Origin of the sequence: Dyadobacter fanqingshengii (assembly GCF_023822005.2) — a bacterium.
Taxonomy (GTDB): Bacteria; Bacteroidota; Bacteroidia; order Cytophagales; family Spirosomataceae; genus Dyadobacter; species Dyadobacter fanqingshengii.
The window spans coordinates 4,564,165-4,584,674 of sequence record NZ_CP098806.1 but is presented as its reverse complement, the minus strand read 5'-3'; the positions used below and the strand labels follow the sequence as shown (position 1 = coordinate 4,584,674).

Annotated in this window: 18 protein-coding genes; 11 read left to right on the top strand and 7 right to left on the bottom strand. The window is 45.1% G+C overall.

The window, feature by feature from the left end; translation table 11 throughout:
- The first annotated feature begins 52 nt into the window (after window positions 1-52).
- On the top strand, window positions 53-856 hold the full coding sequence (locus tag NFI81_RS19110) for a glycerophosphodiester phosphodiesterase family protein (protein ID WP_234616311.1): 804 nt from the start codon (window positions 53-55) through the stop codon (window positions 854-856).
- Here the strand turns inward: NFI81_RS19110 and NFI81_RS19105 are convergent, their stop codons facing one another.
- The 3 genes from NFI81_RS19105 to kdsA form a co-directional block, all read right to left on the bottom strand.
- Window positions 857-1,408, bottom strand: a complete 552-nt coding sequence (locus NFI81_RS19105; protein ID WP_234616312.1) for a DNA-3-methyladenine glycosylase I — start codon at window positions 1,406-1,408, stop codon at window positions 857-859. It lies immediately after the preceding gene.
- 76 nt (window positions 1,409-1,484) lie between these two features.
- A complete protein-coding gene (locus tag NFI81_RS19100) occupies window positions 1,485-2,183 on the bottom strand; it encodes a phosphatase PAP2 family protein (RefSeq protein ID WP_234616313.1) in 699 nt (232 codons plus the stop codon).
- Window positions 2,183-2,995, bottom strand: coding sequence for a 3-deoxy-8-phosphooctulonate synthase (kdsA, locus tag NFI81_RS19095; protein WP_234616314.1), 813 nt, complete (start codon window positions 2,993-2,995; stop codon window positions 2,183-2,185). The genes NFI81_RS19100 and kdsA overlap by 1 nt, the downstream gene beginning before the upstream one ends.
- A gap of 231 nt (window positions 2,996-3,226) precedes the next feature.
- On the opposite strand from kdsA, the gene NFI81_RS19090 reads away from it, so the two are divergent.
- The 5 genes from NFI81_RS19090 (at window position 3,227) to NFI81_RS19070 (ending at window position 7,935) form a co-directional block, all read left to right on the top strand.
- On the top strand, window positions 3,227-3,463 hold the full coding sequence (locus NFI81_RS19090; RefSeq protein WP_026629555.1) for an acyl carrier protein: 237 nt from the start codon (window positions 3,227-3,229) through the stop codon (window positions 3,461-3,463).
- 43 nt (window positions 3,464-3,506) lie between these two features.
- Complete coding sequence (fabF, locus tag NFI81_RS19085; protein ID WP_234616315.1) at window positions 3,507-4,760, top strand: beta-ketoacyl-ACP synthase II; 1,254 nt, start codon at window positions 3,507-3,509, stop codon at window positions 4,758-4,760.
- 14 nt (window positions 4,761-4,774) lie between these two features.
- The gene (gene rnc, locus NFI81_RS19080) at window positions 4,775-5,521 is read left to right on the top strand and encodes a ribonuclease III (protein ID WP_234616316.1); all 747 of its coding nucleotides are present in this window, start codon (window positions 4,775-4,777) and stop codon (window positions 5,519-5,521) included.
- Window positions 5,522-5,752: 231 nt separating this feature from the next.
- Complete coding sequence (locus NFI81_RS19075) at window positions 5,753-6,184, top strand: Hsp20/alpha crystallin family protein (protein ID WP_234603425.1); 432 nt, start codon at window positions 5,753-5,755, stop codon at window positions 6,182-6,184.
- A gap of 215 nt (window positions 6,185-6,399) precedes the next feature.
- Window positions 6,400-7,935 carry a Do family serine endopeptidase gene (locus NFI81_RS19070; protein WP_234616317.1) on the top strand — a complete coding sequence of 512 codons (1,536 nt, stop codon included), beginning with the start codon at window positions 6,400-6,402 and terminating at the stop codon, window positions 7,933-7,935.
- Between the two features lie 78 nt (window positions 7,936-8,013).
- Here the strand turns inward: NFI81_RS19070 and NFI81_RS19065 are convergent, their stop codons facing one another.
- Window positions 8,014-9,654, bottom strand: coding sequence for a pseudouridine synthase (locus NFI81_RS19065; protein ID WP_234616318.1), 1,641 nt, complete (start codon window positions 9,652-9,654; stop codon window positions 8,014-8,016).
- 301 nt (window positions 9,655-9,955) lie between these two features.
- On the opposite strand from NFI81_RS19065, the gene NFI81_RS19060 reads away from it, so the two are divergent.
- The 4 genes from NFI81_RS19060 (at window position 9,956) to NFI81_RS19045 (ending at window position 15,777) form a co-directional block, all read left to right on the top strand.
- Window positions 9,956-11,905: an acetoacetate--CoA ligase gene (locus tag NFI81_RS19060; RefSeq protein WP_234616319.1), complete on the top strand. Its 1,950-nt coding sequence runs from the start codon at window positions 9,956-9,958 to the stop codon at window positions 11,903-11,905.
- A 137-nt stretch (window positions 11,906-12,042) separates the two neighbouring features.
- Window positions 12,043-13,746: a S41 family peptidase gene (locus tag NFI81_RS19055; RefSeq protein WP_234616320.1), complete on the top strand. Its 1,704-nt coding sequence runs from the start codon at window positions 12,043-12,045 to the stop codon at window positions 13,744-13,746.
- Between the two features lie 43 nt (window positions 13,747-13,789).
- A complete protein-coding gene (locus tag NFI81_RS19050) occupies window positions 13,790-14,539 on the top strand; it encodes an SDR family NAD(P)-dependent oxidoreductase (RefSeq protein WP_234616321.1) in 750 nt (249 codons plus the stop codon).
- Window positions 14,540-14,541: 2 nt separating this feature from the next.
- A complete protein-coding gene (locus tag NFI81_RS19045; RefSeq protein ID WP_234616322.1) occupies window positions 14,542-15,777 on the top strand; it encodes an MFS transporter in 1,236 nt (411 codons plus the stop codon).
- On the opposite strand, the gene NFI81_RS19040 is transcribed toward NFI81_RS19045, so the two are convergent.
- The 3 genes from NFI81_RS19040 to NFI81_RS19030 all read right to left on the bottom strand — a co-directional run bounded on the left by NFI81_RS19040 (window position 15,774) and on the right by NFI81_RS19030 (window position 20,099).
- Window positions 15,774-16,463, bottom strand: a complete 690-nt coding sequence (locus NFI81_RS19040; RefSeq protein WP_234616323.1) for a peptidoglycan DD-metalloendopeptidase family protein — start codon at window positions 16,461-16,463, stop codon at window positions 15,774-15,776. The genes NFI81_RS19045 and NFI81_RS19040 overlap by 4 nt on opposite strands.
- Before the next feature lie 26 nt (window positions 16,464-16,489).
- Window positions 16,490-19,069 carry a zinc-dependent metalloprotease gene (locus NFI81_RS19035; RefSeq protein ID WP_234616324.1) on the bottom strand — a complete coding sequence of 860 codons (2,580 nt, stop codon included), beginning with the start codon at window positions 19,067-19,069 and terminating at the stop codon, window positions 16,490-16,492.
- Window positions 19,070-19,163: 94 nt separating this feature from the next.
- Window positions 19,164-20,099: a Ppx/GppA phosphatase family protein gene (locus NFI81_RS19030; RefSeq protein ID WP_234616325.1), complete on the bottom strand. Its 936-nt coding sequence runs from the start codon at window positions 20,097-20,099 to the stop codon at window positions 19,164-19,166.
- A gap of 156 nt (window positions 20,100-20,255) precedes the next feature.
- Between NFI81_RS19030 and rpsU the strand changes: the two genes are divergently transcribed.
- Window positions 20,256-20,450 carry a 30S ribosomal protein S21 gene (gene rpsU, locus NFI81_RS19025; RefSeq protein WP_026629542.1) on the top strand — a complete coding sequence of 65 codons (195 nt, stop codon included), beginning with the start codon at window positions 20,256-20,258 and terminating at the stop codon, window positions 20,448-20,450.
- Window positions 20,451-20,510: the final 60 nt, after the last annotated feature.

Genomic DNA, 20,510 nt, shown 5'->3' with positions numbered 1-20,510 from the left:
AGTTAAGATGTTTTTATTCTTACTTGTAGACTTGTTTTTTTATATAGCCACCATGCGCAACAAAGCCACAAATCTTCTTTTCCTGTCATTATTAATGTCTTTGGGCGCGGTTGCTCAGCAGGTTTTGCCTGAAACAAAGCATAAGCTCGTGGTCATCGCCCATCGTGGAAATCACATTAGTGTTCCTGAGAATACACTCGCAGCAGCCAGGGAGGCTATTTCTAGCGGGGCGGATTATGTGGAAGTGGATCTGAGGACGACGAAGGACGGACATTTAGTGGTCTTGCACGACGCGACCGTTGACAGAACGACAAACGGAGCAGGCAAGGTGAATGCTATGACGCTGGATGAGGTGAAACATTTGCAAGTCTTTAACAGAAACAAGAAGACGAACAAAATTCCGGAGTTCAGGGAAATGCTGGCGGTTTGTAAAGATAAGATCAACATTTACCTGGATTTCAAAGCGGCTGATGTTTCCGAAACATGGAAGCAAATCAGGAAGGCCGGGATGGAAAAGCAGGTTATTGTTTACCTTAATAAAGAAAGCGATTATCAGGAATGGCAAAAAGTGGCACCCGAAGTTCCTTTAATGTCTAGCTTGCCAAAGGATGTTGATACCAAGGAAAAACTGGCAGCTTTTTTGGCAAAGTTGCCTTTAAAGATCGTTGATAACCTGCCGCATCCGCAGCTTTTGAGTGCTATTAACAAATCGGGCGTTCAGGTTTGGCTGGATGTGCAAAGTGCGACAGAAGGGCCGGCTTCCTGGAAGGCGGCTTTGGAAAAAGGTGTGCAGGGGTTGCAAACGGATCAGCCAGCTGCATTAATTAAATATCTGCAAGACAACGGTGGACGATGATCACGCTTTTGCCGTTGCTTCAATCAGTTTAACCTTCTCATAAACAGGGCAGTCGGGCGTATGTGCACCGGGCAGGTAACCCGTGCTCATAAGGAATTCGTTCACAATCTCGCCGCCAGTGAATTTGAATGTTTTCTTAAAAAGCTTGATCCACTCTTCTTTGGTTAACGGATGGTGCGCTTCAATCCACCCTTTAAATGATCCGAAGTCCTTGTTCAATTCCAGGATTTTCTGCGCATTGACAATCGCTGCGTTCACTTTCAGTCTGTTACGAACGATTCCTGCGTCCAGCAAAAGCCTTTCCCGATCCAGTTCATCATATTGCGCGATTTTCTCAATTGAAAAATTATCGTAAGCTTTTCTGAAACTATCTTGTTTACGCAGCATTAATGTCCAGCTTAGTCCAGCCTGATTAATTTCCAGGATCAGCCGCCCGAAAAGCTCGTCGTCATCCGTGATTTCGAAGCCATACTGGTTGTCATGATAATGCTTATGAAGTAAATAATCGGGTGATTCGGAAATGTTGTTGTTGATGAAGCTGCAATATGACATGTGGCAAACGTGTTTTTTGCAAAGAAACAACTGCTTGTGACAACCCTATGTCAGCAGGTTTTACAAGTGATAAAATTTAGTGTTTCATCCGGCGCACGGTCTGTTGCAGCCAGGGATAACTGATATAAAGGGCCTTTGTGGCACCAATTCCTACACCTGCACCCATGAGGACATCCGCGAGCCAGTGTTTGTTGTTTAAAATCCTTAATCCGCCAACTGCTGTGGCCGCTCCGTAACCGCCAATGCTGTACAAAACGCTGCGCTGGCCATATTCTTCATGTAAAATGGTGGCATTGGCAAATGCCGTGGTCGTGTGGCCTGAGGGAAAAGAATAGTAATCGGATTGGTCTGGGCGGGGATATTTAATGACCCGCTTTAAACTTTGCGTTACACCTTGCGCTATAATATTGGAAAGCAATGCAAGAATGACCTGATCACCGAGCTTATGCTTGCCTTTTACGCCGGCAGAAGCCAGTCCAAGACTGATTACGCCAGGCGCGTAGGGTAGAAATTCATCGGCTTTTGAATGAAAGTTTGGATACTGGGCATGTATTTTTTCCTGAAAATGCCTGCTGATTTTTCCCTGTGCGACCAACCCGGCCAAGGCAAGGGAAACAGGTGGAATAACATCGCCAGCCTTGATATTCCAAAGCGTTGAATCCCTTGGAGCGACACTTCGCTGTGCTTCACTTCCTTGTGCAACGATTTCCGTGGAAACGAATTGAAAGCAGAAAATGACGCAAAGCAGCTGCGTTTTCAGAAACCGTGTCACCATTACATTACAGCTTCCCTAACACGCACTAATCTTTCCAAAAGCCCTTCCAATTGATCCAACGGAAGCATATTGGCACCATCCGACTTGGCTTCCGCGGGATTAAAATGCGTTTCAATAAATAATCCATCTGCCCCAACTGCAATCGCAGCCTTTGCAATGGTCTCGATTAACTTAGGCTTGCCGCCAGTTATGCCGGAAGCTTGATTAGGCTGCTGCAGGGAATGTGTACAATCCATCACAACGGGCACACCGAAGGAGCTCATCTCAGGCAGGTTACGATAATCTACAACAAGATCACCATAGCCAAAGCTGTTGCCACGATCGGTAAGGATTACTGGACAGTCGGGGTTCACCTCATTGATTTTCTCAACTGCGAATTGCATCGACGCGCCAGACAAAAATTGTCCTTTTTTCACATTCACTGCCTTGCCTGTCCTTGCAGCAGCCGCTAGCAATTCGGTTTGTCGGCATAGGAAAGCTGGAATTTGCAGAACATCCACATACTCAGCAGCGAATGCAGCTTCATGTGATTCGTGAATGTCCGTAACCACAGGCACGCCAAATGTGTTGCGAACTTCTTCTAGGATCTTTAATGCTTTTTCATCGCCAATTCCGGTAAAGGAATCGATCTTCGTACGATTGGCCTTTCGGTAGGATCCTTTAAAAATATAGGGGATTTTCAGTCGTTCGGTGAGGCTGGTAATGTGTTCTGCGATGCGTAAAGCCATATCCCTGCCTTCAATCGCGCAAGGACCTGCCATTAAAAAAAATAAGGGCGATTCGGCATTTTTTATATTGGGTATCGAAATCATACAATACTTCGTCTGATGGTCGGTAAAAGTTTTGCGAATGTACGCCTATCCTGAATGTTCTTTATATAATTGACAGATTTACTGGGACGCATCCATGGTAAGCATTTGATTTTCTGGTTTTTTTATTTGCAATACATTGAAAGCAATAAACTGATAGGACTAAAAAAATTTTGACAAAGTGAATCGAAATTTCTTTCTTTGTTGCGATTTTAACCAAAAAGTGAATATAAAATGTCAGCAATTGCAGAAAGAGTTAAGCAAATTATCGTCGAAAAACTCGGCGTTGAAGAGTCGGAAGTAACATCGGAAGCAAACTTCCAGAACGACTTGGGAGCAGACTCTCTAGATACCGTTGAATTGATCATGGAATTTGAAAAAGAATTCAATCTATCTATCCCTGACGATCAGGCAGAGAACATTGGTACAGTTGGTCAGGCTGTTGCATACCTGGAAGAAAACGTGAAGTAATTCGGTTTTTTCACCAGTATCATTTTATTTCTGTCCCCATTTTATGAGTTTGAAGAGAGTTGTAATTACCGGAATGGGCGCATTAACGCCCGTGGGAAATGATGTTTCTACCTTTTGGAATAATTTAGTTGCAGGTGTAAGCGGAGCGGCTCCTATTACGCGTTTCGACGCTGAGAAGTTTCGCACCAAGTTTGCCTGTGAAGTAAAAGGTCTGGACGTTACAAATTACATTCCTCGACAGGAAGCACGTAAAATGGATCCGTTTACCCAATACGCCGTCATTGCAGCAGATGAAGCAATGAAGGACGCCGGCTTTGACGCAGATACGCTTGATCTCGACAAAGCCGGTGTAATTTGGGGAACTGGAATCGGTGGATTAAAGACCTTTGAAGAAGAGGTCATGAATTTCGCCGAAAATGGGAAAACGCCCCGTTTTAACCCATTCTTTATTCCCAAAATGATTGTGGACAGTGCTTCGGGAGTTCTTTCTATCCGCTACGGCTTCCGCGGTCCCAATTTCATCACAGTTTCGGCTTGCGCTTCGGCAACCAATGCCTTGATCGATGCATTCAATTACATCAAGCTTGGGATGATGAATGTGTGTATTTCCGGAGGCTCCGAGGCAGCAGTGACCATCGCAGGCGTAGGTGGTTTTAACGCATTGAAAGCCTTATCCGAAAGAAACGATTCTCCTGAAACCGCTTCCCGTCCTTACGATAAAGACCGCGATGGTTTTGTATTGGGAGAAGGCGGGGCGGCGCTTATTCTGGAAGAGCTGGAACATGCGAAAGCAAGAGGAGCAAAAATTTACGCTGAAATGATCGGTGCCGGGATGTCTTCCGATGCCTACCACATCACAGCACCGCATCCGGATGGCCTAGGCGCTCATATTGTTATGAAAAATGCACTTGAGAACGCAGGGATTATGCCGGAGGATGTGGATTACATTAATACGCATGGCACTTCTACGCCAATCGGTGATCCGCAGGAAATCAAGGCAATTGAAAAATTCTTTGGTGAACATGCTTATAAGCTGAATATCAGTTCAACCAAATCCATGACCGGACATTTACTGGGCGGGGCTGGTGCAATAGAAGCTGCGGCATGTATTCTGGCGATCCGCGATCAGGTTGTTCCGCCTACCATCAACCATTTTACAGACGACCCAGAAATCAACCCAAAACTGAATCTGACATTTAACCACGCTCAAAAACGCAAGATTAACATTGCGCTCAGCAATACATTTGGCTTTGGCGGGCACAATGCATCAGTCGTTTTCAAAAAGTATGAAGACTGATTAACTAATTACACTTGGCAAAGCGAATTCTTATACCGATACTCTCTCTTTTCAGAACCGGAAGTGCTGAGGATAAAAAATTTAAGGAATCGATTGCTCACGTAATTGGCGACCGGCCTTCGAATCTTGGCGTCTATCAACTGGCTTTTCGCCACACATCCGCATCCAGGGAAACGGCTATCAAAGGGTTCCGTGAATCCAATGAAAGACTCGAATATCTTGGCGACGCAGTTTTGGGAATGGTGGTTGCAGAATTTCTTTTCACCAAATATCCCTACAAAGACGAAGGCTTTCTCACAGAAATCCGCTCCCGCATTGTAAACCGGGAATCACTCAACCAAATTTCAAGAAAGCTTGGCCTCGACCACCTGATCGAATACGATGGCAACCGTCGCGGCATGTCTCCGCGCTCTTCCATGTACGGGGATGCGCTCGAAGCATTTGTAGGCGCCATTTATCTGGATAAGGGCTTCCGTTTCACCCGAACATTCATCATTAGCAAGCTTATCACGCATTACGATCTGGATAGCATTATTCAGAACAATGCCAACTTCAAAAGCCTCATCATCGAATGGGCGCAGCGGGAAGGCAAAGAAATCCGTTTTGAAATCCTCGAAGAACGCGGCACACGCCATCACCGCGAATTCATTTCTCAAATATTGGTAAACGACGAGCCTTTTGCACAAGGCAACGGTTTCACCAAGAAAAAAGCGGAGCAATCTGCTTCCGAGCAGGCTTGCGCATTGCTGGATCTACGTTAATTCATTTTCACTTCCTGGTTTTCTATAAACCCTTGTTCAGGGTTATGTTACATTTTGTCTTGTTTTCTCGCATCAACAGGCCATTGTGTCATGTATAAACTTTTGTTGTTAGGGTAAACCAGACATTATGTCTTGTTTTACTTGATTTTTACACAGCGGAATGAGAATTGATATTTACCCCACATACCACGACGGTAAAAACTTGAAACAGACAATTAAAAACATAAAACCATGAGCACATTAGTAAAAACCCATTTCGCAAATCCATCTTATGTAAACGGATTTTTTGGCAAAGACCTTTTTAATGAACTTGCAAATCCAGCATTTTCCGGAAGTGTTCCGGCAGTAAATGTTGTCGAAAGCAAAGAAGGTTTCAGAATTGAAGTGGCCGCTCCCGGCTTGCAGAAATCGGATTTTAAATTGAATCTTGAAAAAAATCAGTTGACCATTTCTGCACAAAAAGAGCAGAAAGAAGAAGACGCTAATGAAAAATACACACGCAGGGAGTTCAAATACTCCTCTTTCCAACGCACCTTCACATTGCCAAACTCAGTAGACGGAGATAAAATCGAAGCCACTTATAACGAAGGCGTGTTAAGCATTGCATTGCCAAAACGTGAAGAAGCAAAAGAAAAACCTGCTCGCACAATTGACATCGCTTAATCCGGGCTAACAACTCAGAAAGGCGTTATTATTTATAATAGCGCCTTTTTTGTGAACAAAGATTTGAATAAATTGTTAGTTGAATTGGCAGGATATTTTAGTAGAAGACAAATAGAATATCTTTGTTAAATTATGTTAAATGAGGCGTCTGCGGGAATAAATTAGTCATGGCATTGCGTTATTTATTTACAAAAATATAACCCCAACAAATGTATATGAAAACAAATTGGAAAGGTTTAGTGTTGGTTGGGTTGATTTCAAGCGCATCAACTCTTGCCGGCTTTAAGCTATTAGGTGATAACAATGGTAAAGATGTAATTTTAAAGGAAGCGCCGGCTGAGTCGATCAATCGCTTCACTTCAACCGGGACACCGGTGGGGGCTCCCGGGGATTTTGTTTATGCTGCTGAGGCTACAACACCAACGGTTGTCCATATTAAATCTACAATGACACGCCAGGCTTCTCGTGGCGGAGGTCAGCAAATTCCTGATATTTTCCGGGATTTCTTTGGCGACGAATTTGAAGGCGGCTCACGCGGCCCTCAGTCGCAGGAGGCATCTGGTTCAGGTGTGATTATTTCAGCTGATGGTTATATCGTAACCAACAACCACGTTGTAGAAGGTGCTCAGGAACTGGAAGTTACATTGCATAATAAAGGCAAGTTCAGAGCAAAAGTGGTTGGAGCTGACCCATCTACGGACATTGCTGTGATAAAAATTGAAGCAAAAGATTTGCCAGCAGTAACATTGGGCAACTCCGATGCAGTGAAAGTAGGAGAGTGGGTTGTGGCTGTTGGTAATCCTTTTAACCTGGAATCAACTGTAACAGCTGGTATTGTAAGTGCAAAAGGTCGTGGATTGGGCATCATTGGCCAGTCAAGACGTGGCGGTGGCGTAACGCCTACATCAGCAGCTTCTGTCGATTCTCCTCTTGAATCATTTATCCAAACGGACGCAGTTGTGAACCCAGGAAACAGCGGTGGTGCTTTGGTTAACCTGAAAGGTGAATTGATCGGTATTAATACTGCCATTGCCAGCCCAACAGGAAGCTTCGCAGGTTACGCTTTTGCGGTTCCTTCAAGCATAGTTAAGAAAGTTTCAAGTGATCTGATCAAATTCGGTAATGTTCAACGTGGTTATTTGGGAATTGCCCTTGACGATTTGGACAGCAGAAAAGCCGAAGAATACGGAGTGAAAGTGAACGACGGTGTTTATGTGCGTGAGTTTACAGAAAACAGTGCTGCAAAAGCAGGCGGTGTCAATAAAGGTGACGTGATCGTGAAAGTGGACGGTTTGAACATTCACTCTATTCCTGAATTGCAACAGTCAATCGGCCTGCACAAGCCTGGCGATAAAGTTAATCTGACCGTTAACCGCGATGGTAAGGAAAAGGATCTGAACATTACATTGCGTAATCGTACAGGTGGCTCTGACATCCTGAAACGCGACGAATCTGCCGCAATCATGAATGCTTTGGGCGCACAATTTGGTAACCTAAGTGATCAGGAGAAACAACGTTTGTCTCGTTATAAACTGGATGGCGGTGTGAAAGTGGTGTCCATCGATGGTGGGAAGTTTGCCCGTTCGCAAGTTGAGGAAGGTTTTATCATTACCAAAGTGAATGGTAAGCCAGTGCGGACAGTGAAAGAATTCCAGGCTGCAATCGCCGGCAAGGAAGAGTCAATGGTGCAGTTCGAAGGTCTTTACCCAGACGCTCCTTACGACGTTTATTCATTCGGATTCCGTTTGTAATATATATAGGTTCAAAAAAGAAACCGGCTGTTACGTTTATCGTAGCAGCCGGTTTTCTTTTTATATTATTCCAAAATCTTAAAGCATGAATTTCAGTTTCACAACTTCTTTCTCACTTAAAAATCTCCATTTTCCACGCGGAAGGTCTTTTTTGTTTAAACCTGCAAACACGGTGCGGTCCAGCTTTTGAACTTCGTAACCCAAATGTTCGAACATCCGGCGTACGATCCTGTTTCGGCCGCTGTGAATTTCGAGGCCAACCACCATAGCGTCAGGCGTAACGATGCCGACTTCGTCAGGGCGGATGAAACCATCTTCCAGTTCCAAGCCATTTTGCAGGCTTTCAAAATCCTCCGTAGTAATCGGTTTATCAAGTTCCGCCTGGTAAATTTTCTTAATGCCGCCGGATGGGTGCGTTAGCTTTACAGCCAATTCTCCATCATTTGTCAAAAGCAACAAACCTGTTGTATTCCTATCCAAACGACCAACCGGGTAAACGCGCTCCGCGCAAGCTCCCTGAATCAGGTCAAGCACTGTTTTGCGTTCCTCCGGATCGTCGGTTGTGGTAATGTAATCCTTTGGTTTATTGATTAATATATAAACCATTTTCTCCGGGTTCAACGCCTTCTTGCCGTATTTCACAACATCCGTGGGCATTACTTTGTAACCCATTTCTGTAATCGTCTTACCGTTCACAGAAATTTGACCCGAAGCAATCAGATCATCCGCTTCGCGACGCGAGCAAATGCCTGCATTAGAAATATATCGGTTCAGACGGATAAGCGGAGATTCTTCCTTTTCCTTCCGTTTTGGTGCGTTCTTCTTTTCGTAGCTTGAAAGATTGTAGCGCGGAGCACTTTCAAAGCGACCTACTCTTCTATCCAGGCCGCTGCGATCTTCTGTTTGCTCAGGATTTTCGTTATGGGCAGGTCTGTCAGAATCATCCCGTTCTACGCGCTCGGTTTCATCTTTTTTTTTAAATTCTGGCTTGCCGTCTCTGCTTGGGCGGTTGAACGGACGATCACCTGGTGTTCTGGAATCGCGTCTGTCGCCTTCGCGTGCAGGTCTGTCAGCACGTGGCTTGAATTCCCTGTCGCCAACTGGTCTTTCTCTTGATCCTGATTCCTCTCTTGCACGAAATGGGCGGGATTCTCCGGATTGAGCAGGGCGATCGTCGTTTCTTTCGAAACGTGGTCTGTCGCCTTCACGTGCAGGTCTGTCAAAGCGCGGTCTGTCGCCTTCGCGGGCAGGTCTGTCAAAACGTGGTTTGAATTCCCTGTCGCCAGTTGGTCTTTCTCTTTGTCCGAAGTCTTTTTTATCAGCCGGACTGCGGAAACCACCTTCTTTTTTAGGATATCCCGGCCTATCATTTCCAGGCTTATCGAAGCGAGGCTTGTCCGAGCGCGTCCTTTCGAAGCCCGGCTTATCGAAGCCCGGCTTATCAAAACGGGGCTTATCAAAGCGTGGTCTGTCGTTCGGGCCTTTTTCATGGTCGAAACTTGGCCGTGCTTTTTGGCCTGCATTGTCCGCATTACCGCTGGCGACTCTCAAACTTGATTTTTTGATGCTTGGCTTACTGAAGCGGCTTTCTGCTTCCGGGCGGGCTTTCTTGAATGGATGACCTGCGCCGTCGTTGGATTTGCGGAAAGTTTTTTGTCCGCCTGTCGAAGGTTGCGACGCTTTTGGTGCCTTCGAGGGTGTTGATGTTCTTTTTCTCATTAGGAATGCAGTATCACTACTGGAATTTATTTCCTCTTACTATTTGCCGTGTACTGATCAGGCGGTTCTTTTGGTCTGTATTTGCAAAAACTGCCACTAAAACCAGCTAATCAACGTATCTGATGATCAGAGTACTAAGTGTTTTTATTTAAGACTGCAAAGATACAGGAAATTTTCAAGTAAAAATTTTCACTTCGGTTTATGCCATTTTTCGTAACCGAACGTTTATTAATACTATTGGTTAAATGCGTCGCAAAACGCCTTTTTCCACGACCTAACCTTCACCTATAATGATGTAATTATGCCTACTGACGTGCTGCCTCAACCATTATGGAAACCAGGAAGAGCGCTTCTGGAGCAATCCAATCTTAAAAAATACATGGATTGGCTTTTTGTAAAAAGAGGCCTCTATTTCCGCTCCTATCACGATCTTTGGGATTGGTCTGTGACGGATCTGGAAGATTTCTGGGAGAGTTTGTGGCTTTACTTCAACATAAAGTCCCACGATCTTTATCTCGAAGTTTTGCAAAGGCCAAAGCATGGCATGATCGGCACAAAGTGGTTTACGCGTTCCAAAGTCAACTATGCAGAGCACGTTTTTAGAAATAAGTCGAAGGACCGCCCGGCCATTATTTTTCAATCAGAACAATCTCCATTAACCGAAATTTCCTGGGAAACGCTTGAAACCGAAGTTGCCGCTGTGGCAGCCTGGCTCAAACAGCGCGGCGTGCGGCCTGGTGATCGTGTTGCGGCTATTTTGCCCAATATTCCGCAGGCGGTGGTGGCTTTTCTTGCAACGAATGCGGTGGGTGCCGTGTGGTCGTCGTGTTCGCCGGATTTTGGTAAGACAGCCATAGCAGACCGTTTTTCGCAGATTGAGCCAAAAGTGCTTTTTGTAGCAGACGGTTATTTTTACAATGGCAAAACCTACGACATTACATCGTTTGCGCAGGAGCTTTCTTTCTCATTACCAAGTGTTAAGGACACGGTTTTAATCAACAACATTAATGCTGAGAATCGCCCGGAAAGGCTTACTTCCTGGGAAGACATTCTGCATCTCGAAAATTTCGGACTTGATTTCGAGCCGCTTTCTTTTGATCATCCGATCTGGATCCTTTATTCATCGGGAACCACAGCCAAGCCAAAAGCGATCACGCATAGTGTGGGCGGCTGCCTGATCGAACACCACAAAGCATTGATCCTGCATCAGAATGTGAAACCGGGTGACCGTTATTTCTGGTATTCGACCACGGGCTGGATGATGTGGAATTATGCATTAGGTTCGCTCCTTTGCGGCGCCACGCTCGTGCTCTATGACGGTGCGCCTGCTTTTCCATCGTCACAAGTGCTCTGGACATTGGCAGAAAAAGCAAAAATAACCCATTTCGGAAGCGGCGCGGCCTATTTCATAGCTTCCATGAAAGCGGGCGTCAGCATTATGGCAGAAAATCTTAATGCGTTGGAAACCATTGGCTCAACCGGTTCGCCTTTGCCGCCGGAGGCTTATGAATGGATTTATAAATATGTTAAAAAAGATGTCTGGCTTATTTCGCTTAGCGGCGGAACGGATGTATGCAGCGCTTTCGTAGGCGGCTGCCCGATCTTGCCTGTGTATTCTGGCGAAATCCAGTGTCGCATGCTCGGTTGCAGGATCGAGGCATATAACGAGGATGGGAAACCATCGATCGGCGAGCTTGGTGAAATGGTGATTACGCAACCTATGCCTTCGATGCCCATTTATTTTTGGAATGACGAAGATGACGAAAAATATGTCAGCAGTTATTTTGAAATGTATCCCAATATCTGGCGCCACGGCGATTGGATTAAGGTAACCGACCGTAACTCCGTGATTATTTACGGGCGTTCGGACGCGACATTAAACAGAGGAGGCGTAAGGATAGGGACCGCCGAAATCTATCGCGCTGTTGAAAGCATTCCTGACGTGAAAGACAGCCTTGCCGTATATCTTGAGAAAGGAAACGGAGAAGGCACAATCTCTTTGTTTGTCGTTTTAAGCAAGGACAAAACCTTGACAGATGAGCTAAAAAAGCGCATCAAGGACGTTTTGCGCAGTGAATACAGCCCGCGCCACGTTCCGGACACGATTGAGCAGGTAAGCGACATTCCGTATACGATCAACGGTAAAAAGATGGAAGCGCCCATGAAGCGGATTTTGATGGGGCAGGATCCCGCAAAGTGCATTAACCCGGAGACAATGCGCAATCCGGAGTCTTTAAAGGCATTTGTCTAAGGGCAAACGTTGGACTAATATCTTAGAAATCACCGTAGATCCATTTGCTTTAGGCAACCAAAATCGCTTACTTCACGTTAGAGAAATGTGCCAACTGCAACCGGCATTCATACAACGCTTTCAAATATTTTATTGGCATGAATCAACAAAAATCTCCTAATCCGATTCATAATTCCCGTTCTGTGGTTCGACTGCCTATCATTATAGCCATTACGTTGGCTGCTGGTGTGCTGTTGGGAAGCACGTTTTTTAGCGGAGGCCGCAAGCTTTCCGACGTTGCAAAGGGTTACGCCAAGTATAGGGAAGTGCTCATGCTCGTTGAGAATAATTACGTGGATTCGGTTAATACTGAGGAGCTTGTCGATTTTTCTATCTCAAAAATGCTTGAAAAGCTGGATCCACACACGGCGTATTTTAACACGGACGAAGCAACCGCTGCAAGGTCGCAGCTGGACTCCGGATTTGACGGGATTGGTGTGGAATTCAATATATACAATGACACCGTTTACGTGGTAACGCCATTGAGCGGCGGTCCTTCGGAAGCGGCGGGAATCCAGAGCGGTGACCGCATTATTTCGGTGAACAAAGAAAACTTATCTGGTCCCGGTGTGACCAATGCACAGGTTTATAAGCTGTTGCGCGGAAAAAGAGGCACAAAGGTTGATCTGGCGATTGAAAGAGTTGGGTTAGACGAAAAAATGAACTTTGCCGTCGTTCGCGATCGCATTCCGACTTATTCTGTGGATGCGTCTTATATGGTGGATCAGGAGATTGGTTACATCAAGGTGAGCCGTTTCTCGGAAACCACTTACGACGAATTTAAATCAGCATTAAAAACTTTGAAAGCCAGTGGATTAAAGAACCTGATCCTTGATTTAAGAGGAAATCCGGGCGGGTATATGGAGCGCGCGACGAGCATGGCTGACGAATTTATTGCCGGCGACAAACTTTTGGTTTATACCGAAGGTAAGGATAGCCGGTTTGACAGAAAAACCCGTTCGCATGTGGATGGACTCTTCGAACAAGGGCCACTAATCGTGCTGGTAGATGAAGGAAGTGCTTCTGCATCGGAAATTTTAGCCGGGGCATTGCAGGATCATGACCGTGCATTGGTCGTTGGAAGAAGGTCTTATGGAAAAGGTTTGGTGCAAATGCCGATCAAGCTTTCGGACGCATCAGAACTTCGGCTGACCATTTCCAGATATTTCACGCCAAGTGGCCGGAGCATCCAGAAACCGTATGAATTAGGAAAAGGCGAAGATTACAGCCAGGACCTTTCGCATCGCTACGAAAGCGGCGAGTTGTTCAATGCGGACAGCATCAAATTTGATAAAACAAAAATCTATAAAACCGACGGCGGCCGGATCGTTTACGGTGGCGGCGGCATTACGCCCGACATTTTTGTTCCAAAGGATACACTTTTGAACAGCAAATACCTATTCGAGCTTTATTCCAAAAACATTATTCGCGAATACGCATTGCGTTATGCAAATGACAACCAGAAAAAGCTTGAAAAACAGTCGTTTAATGACTTTTTGACCTCATTCCAAATTTCGGACGCAATGATAGCCGACATGGTAAAAGATGCTTCAAAAGCTGGAATTAAACCAAATGAGAAGGAATTGACACTTTCTAAGCCTATTATTACATCGCAAACGAAGGCGATCATTGGTCGTTATGTCTGGGGAAGGAAGCAGAAAAGCGGACTTAATAATGAGATTTTCCAGGTCTTGAACCCGACAGACAATGTTTATCAGCAAGCCGTTCAGCTATTTAGCCAGGCTGCTCAACTGGAAAAGGGGAAGTTCAGCAGTATGAACATTCCAAAAAATAAAAAGTGAGCGTCTGAGGAAGTTCACATCCATTGACGAATTTGATTTTATAATGTCTCGAATTGCATTAATTACCGGAGCCACATCCGGAATTGGAAAGGCGACTGCGCAGTTATTTGCAGGTGCCGGAATTGATCTCATCCTTTGCGGCCGCCGTCAGGAGCGGTTAGATGAAGTTTCTGAATTATCAACCAAAGTAAAAGTTACTACGCTGGTTTTCGATGTGCGTGACAAGGGCGCGGTGATCGCGATGATCGGGTCGTTGCCGGATGATTGGAAAAATATTGACATTCTGGTCAATAACGCTGGAAATGCGCATGGCATGGGATCATTGGATGAAGGTGATACGGACGATTGGGATGCAATGATTGATGGAAATGTAAAAGGTCTGCTTTATGTTTCAAAAGCGGTAATCCCGTTAATGCTGGAAAAAGGAGCCGGTCACATTGTCAACATCAGCTCTATCGCTGGCAAGCAAACTTATATTAATGGTGCCGTTTACTGCGCATCCAAGGCCGCGGTCGAGGTTTTGAGTGAAGGAATGCGCCTCGAATTGACGCAACATGGCATTAAGGTAACCAATGTTGCACCCGGCGCTGTGGAAACTGAGTTTTCATTGGTCCGTTTCAAAGGCGACGAAAACCGGGCGGAAAAGGTTTACGAAGGATTTGATCCATTGCAGGCTTCCGACATTGCCGATGCCATTCTTTACGCGATAAATGCTCCGAGCAGGGTTACCATTGCAGATATTACAATTTTAGCTGGTGCGCAATCTGCCGCAACGACGATTCACCGGAAGTAAGCATGAAATCTATTGAACCAAATCCCATTGCTGTCGATGCAAGTCCGGCAATAAATACTTCGCAGACCGTTTTCCCTATTTTGCTTGCATTGAGCTTCTGCCATTTATTAAATGACACGATGCAATCATTAATTCCTTCCATTTATCCCATGGTGAAGGAATCTTTCCAGCTGAATTTTACACAAATTGGGTTCATCACATTCACATTTCAAGTGAGCGCTTCGGTACTGCAACCTGTGGTTGGTGCTTTTACCGATAAACGGCCGCAACCATTTGCATTGGCCGTAGGAATGTGTTTTACTTTACTCGGATTAATTTCCTTGTCTCTTGCAAACAGCTTTAATCTTGTTCTGCTTTCAGTTGGATTGATCGGCGTTGGTTCTGCCGTATTTCATCCTGAGGCTTCCCGTGTGGCGCGAATGGCTTCGGGTGGAAAGCATGGTATGGCGCAGTCGCTGTTTCAAGTGGGAGGCAATGCGGGCAGCTCGCTTGGGCCTTTGCTTGCGGCGTTGATTCTGTTGCCTTATGGACGTTTTCAGGTGATCTGGTTTTCGCTGGTTGCGCTTTTGGCAATCGCCATTTTGTCCTGGGTGGGCGGCTGGTATAAGCGGAGCCTGGAAGTGGTTGTTGCCAAAAAATCAGTGGCTAAGCCGGCCAACGTGTCCCATCTTTCGAGCGGGAAAATCACCTTTGCCATTGCCATATTACTGCTTTTGATTTTCTCAAAATACATTTACATGGCCAGCATTTCCAGTTATTTTACTTTTTACCTCATTCATAAATTCGGCGTGTCCATTCAGAATTCGCAGATTTACCTATTCGCATTTTTGTTTGCCGTGGCTGCAGGAACATTCATTGGCGGGCCTGTTGGGGACAGAATTGGCAGGAAATATGTGATCTGGATTTCAATCCTGGGTGCAGCGCCATTCGCTTTGCTGCTTCCATACGTAAATTTATTCTGGACCGGCGTTTTGAGCTGCATTATCGGGCTTATTCTTTCTTCCGCTTTTTCAGCAATATTGGTTTATGCGCAAGAACTCATTCCGGGAAAAGTCGGCATGATCGCAGGTCTGTTTTTCGGCTTTGCTTTCGGCATCGCTGGAATCGGCTCAGCCATTTTGGGCAGCGTAGCCGACAAAACCAGCATTGAATACGTCTTCTGGATTTGCTCGTTTTTACCGCTTATCGGGCTATTGACAGGATTTCTGCCGAATTTAGAGAAGAGTAGGGCTTCTTAGTCGGGTGCGTCATTCTCAGCGATCCTCAATATCAGATTCGGATCGGGGCAGAGATTTAAATAGTGCTCCTGATTTTGAATGCTGCTTACACCTGGAAAGTCGCCTTTGTTATTGCCTATATCTTGGATGATCTGGAAATGCAGATGCGGTGGCCAGTCGCCATTTTCTGGGTAAGAGCCTATGGCTGCGAACGCTTCGTTTGATGAAATGTTTTTACCAGGGTATAATCCGTCGAGCGATTTAAGCGACAAATGTCCGTAAAGTGTGTAAAACGTAACATTGTCTAATGTGTGGGCGAGAATGATGGTTGGGCCGTAGTCGCCGTAATGATCGTTAAATGCGAAACTGTGTACTCTCGCATTGAGGGGTGCATATATGGGTTCTCCCGCATCCGCCCAAATGTCCGTGCCGAGGTGAATGCTTCTCGGTTCTTCCTCTTCGTTATTAAAATGCTTGCGCTGACGGTAAATAACGCGGTTTTCGCCATAGCCTCCGAATCCTACGAAAGTGTTTCTGTCAAGCATATCTTCAAATACAAACTGAGAAAAAACAGAGGTTTCAGATAAATCTCTTGTTAGGAGTGCTTCATTGGATGCAGAAAAGTCCAGTCTTTTAAACGGCTTTGCGCTGTTGATTATACGTGCAAAGCCGTCATGTTTCTTTAAAATTTCCCGAAGTGCCAGCATTGTTTAATAGAAGATTCTCCTGGTGTTTATTTTGGATCCAGCGCCATTTTGATCCGCTGCAAAACATCCTGCAAGTGATATTTTGTGATTTTATCCGTCGATTTCGCGATAGCGGGCTGCAAGGAAGCTTTTAATGTCTCCAAATGTGCTCTTGCAACGGAAGGTAAATCGGTTTTTTCAAGCTCAACAACCCTTGTAGAATAACCGTAAGTAACGCCAACGGGAACAGAGAGCACATTGGTTTTGCCTGGTTTCAATAAATCAACCAATTTCTCGATATACACCTTCTGCAAGTTTCTGCGATGCAGATCAATGCTTTTCCCTGTCTTTGTTTCCAACCAGATTCCGCTTTCCAGATCTGTGAAAAGATCATCCAGCGTGTAGTTTTTGCTGGAAATTCCTGTCTCCATTAACCTCACTGCGCGGTCGCCTGCGAAGAGCGTCGTTAATGCATATTCTTGCAATGCTTTAATCGCCTCAACACCGGTTTCGGGCTTGATTTTACTCAAAATATTTTGGTCTAACAACCACGAAGGCGTTTTAAATAACTGGTTGTTCAGGAACGCAACGGCCTCTTGCTGAGTCGACTTTGGCACAGTTTCAAAGGTTGAACCTTCCATATCATACGTTATTGGATTATCATAAATCCCGCCCACATTCTTCATGACGTGGCCCAGATAGCGGCGATATTGTTGGATAACATTGTTGTAGATCTCGTCCAGCTCCTTATAACTTTCACCATCCTCACGGCTCCATTCGATCAGATTTGGAAGAATTCTTTTCAGGTTTTTAATCCCGTATTCCGAGGCTTTCATTGCATTGTCACTCAAATCTTCGGTCTGGTAACGCGGGTCATAAGGGCTAATTTCCGTTCCGAAATGCAGGCGAGAATCCCTGTAAGCCTCCTTGGTCATGGCATTTAACAGCTGTTTTTCGGATTTCACATCTTTGGCATCCATAAAATTGCTGTAACCCCACTGGATTGCCCATTTGTCATAATCCCCTATTCTCGGAAAAAGATTGGTAATGCTGTCCTCGGGCTGGGCAACGTAATTAAACCGCGCATAATCCATGATTGAAGCAGTGTGGCCATGTTTTTCTATCCAATCCTTATCACGCAGTTTTTCAACCGGTGTTGCTGAGCTTGCGCCCATATTATGCCTTAGTCCTAAGGTATGGCCGATTTCATGGGAAGAAACAAAACGCACAAGCTGGCCCATGAGCTCATCATCAAACTTTTTGGTGCGGGCTTTCGGATCCACCGCACCCGCCTGGATAATGTACCAGTTGCGCAGGAGACGCATGACATTGTGATACCAGCCAATATGACTTTCCAGAATTTCGCCGCTTCTCGGATCATGTACATTAGGCCCGTACGCATTCTGAATATCCGCAGCGAAATACCGGATTACAGAGTAACGTGCATCTTCCAGGCTCATAGTCGTATCATTCTCGGGCCAGTATTCGCCCCGGATCGCATTTTTCCAGCCTGCTTTTTCAAATGCTTCCTGCCAATCGTCCACGCCGGCTCTAAGATATTTGCGCCATTTTTCAGGCGTAGCAGGATCGATATAGTAAACGATTGGTTTTTTTGGTTCGATTAATTCACCGTTTTGCTGCCGTTTTGCCTCTTCTGCATTCTTCGGCTCTAATCGCCATCTAACTGCAAAAACCTCTGTATCAGATCTTTGAGACTCTTCTCCAAAAATGGCATATTGGTTGGCAAAATAACCTACCCGACTATCAAAAATCCTTTTCCGCATGGGCTTTTCAGGCAGCAGGATCAGCGAAGTGTTCATTTCCAGAGTCACCACGCCTGCGTCAAGCCCGGAAGGCAAGTATTGACCGATTGAAGGCCCTGGCGAGGTGGAAAGAAGTTGAGGCGTTACAGAAAACGTCTTCACAGTCCGGATTTCTGTATTAATTGGAAAAGACCGGATTTTCTCAATGTAGGACGCCTCTTTTTTAAATGCCGTAAGTTTTAAAAGCTGCTTACTGATAGCACTTAGTGAAAACACTTGATTATCAGCATTAAAGAAATCCGTTACGTCAATGACAGATGATTTTGCACCAGGCTCCTTTTTTACAGCCTTTATTTCAAAAACCCCAATGATCGGATCAGAGTTCGAATTTTTTACAGCCTGGAAAATCGGTTTGGTGCTGTCCGGGCTCGCAACGACCACAGTCACAGATCGCAATAACAAATTATGGTCCATGCCCTTTTCCCAGCGGATCATTTGCCGGTTGACTTCTTCCCCACCAAAAATGCCACCGCCGGCAGCTGTTTTTGCATAGCGTGTAACGGCCATAATGTCTTTATCAAGCAGCGAATCGGGGATTTCGAAATACCATTTTTCATCCATTTTGTGAACGGATATCATTCCCTTCTGGCTTACTGCGCTGGTGTCAATAAGGTCCTTGAATGCTTTCGGGCCCTTTTTTCTGTCGTCTTTGAGCTTTTCTTTCACCGCCGTAGCGACAGCGTCCACCGCTTTGTCAATTTTGACGTCTTCCTGTTTTTCTTTCTTTTTCTTCTTCTGTGCGTAAGTGGTTGTGGTAAACAGGAATATGATTCCTGCAAGGAGGAAGTAACGAATTAATCTCATAGAGTTGGTTTATTTATTCTTGCTTACAAAAATAGAAGTTTGCCCGATAGGACATATAAATAATTCGTGGGAGGTTCTAAAATACACGTAAGACTTATTTAGATAACAATTCGGCAACGACGCCTTCTTTCAAAGCATAACTTGAAATCTGTATCTTCTTGATTGCGTAGCTTTTGAGCACATAATCAATTAGACAAACTGCCACTACGATCATGTCGACGCGGAGCTCGATCATCCCTGGAATCTGCATTCTGTCGTCGTGATTCCCGGAGAGAATGAGCGCATAGGCCCGGTAAAATTCTTCCAGAGGCAATGGGAAATCGGTCTGGCTTTTGGGCGGCCAGTTGTTGAGGCGGAAATGAAAATCAATGTCAACCAATGTATCGAACGTCCCCGAAGAACCGACCAGCTTGTCGGGAGAATATTGGTGAACGGCATTAGCCAGGGGAATTAAGCTTTCTTCGAAATAATTATAAAGGTTTTTTCTGTCAGCCTGGGAAAGCGGATCATTGCGCATGAATTTTTCCATCAGTCGTTGCCCACCGATCTCAAAACTTTGCTTCCAGAAAATTTGCGATTTGTTACCAATGATAAATTCCACGCTTCCACCGCCAATATCCATGATTAAGGATGGCATATCCCCTATGTCTGCGCCGTGTCGGACGCCATTATAGATGTATTCCGCTTCCCGATTTCCGTCGATAACGGTAATCGCAATGCCTGTTTTGGAAAGAATTTCTGCGCAAAAATCAGCCTGGTTTTCCGCATTACGGATTGCGCTGGTTCCAAAGGCGAAAGTATTTTCATTACTCACACCAAACTCATCCAGCTTTTCCCGGAAATAATCCAGGACCGTTAACGCACGTTGTAGGGCTTCCTGCGTAATGATCTTTTTGTTGATTCCGCCTAGTCCGATCCGGGCTGGCCTGCTTTCATGAAAAATATTGGTGACAGCATTTCCGCTTTTGTCCACAATGAGCAGGTGAAAAGTATTTGTCCCTAAGTCAATAATTCCCAGTCGCGAGCTCATATCGGGCATTTAATCTGTTAAAAGCTTTTTCTTCAATGCAATGATCACAAAAATAACCTAATAATAATGACTTATTTCTTGATTTTCTGTTTGATAAAGCTTTTCTTTGCAGTCCGATTTCAGAAACCAATTCAAAGAACATTACAATTTATAAGCATGCTTATTATAAACATTAAAGACAACGAATCGATTGACCGCGCTCTTAAGCGTTACAAGAAGAAATTTGAAAGAACTGGTACAATGCGCCAGCTTCGTGCTCGTACTGCTTTCGAAAAACCATCTGTTAGACGTCGTTTTGAAGTTCTGCGTGCCGTTTACAAAGAAAAAACTTACGGTCATTTAGAAGACTAGTTCCCAGGAGTGGTGTTCTGAAAGATTCGACAGGATTATTATATCCATATCATACTGAAA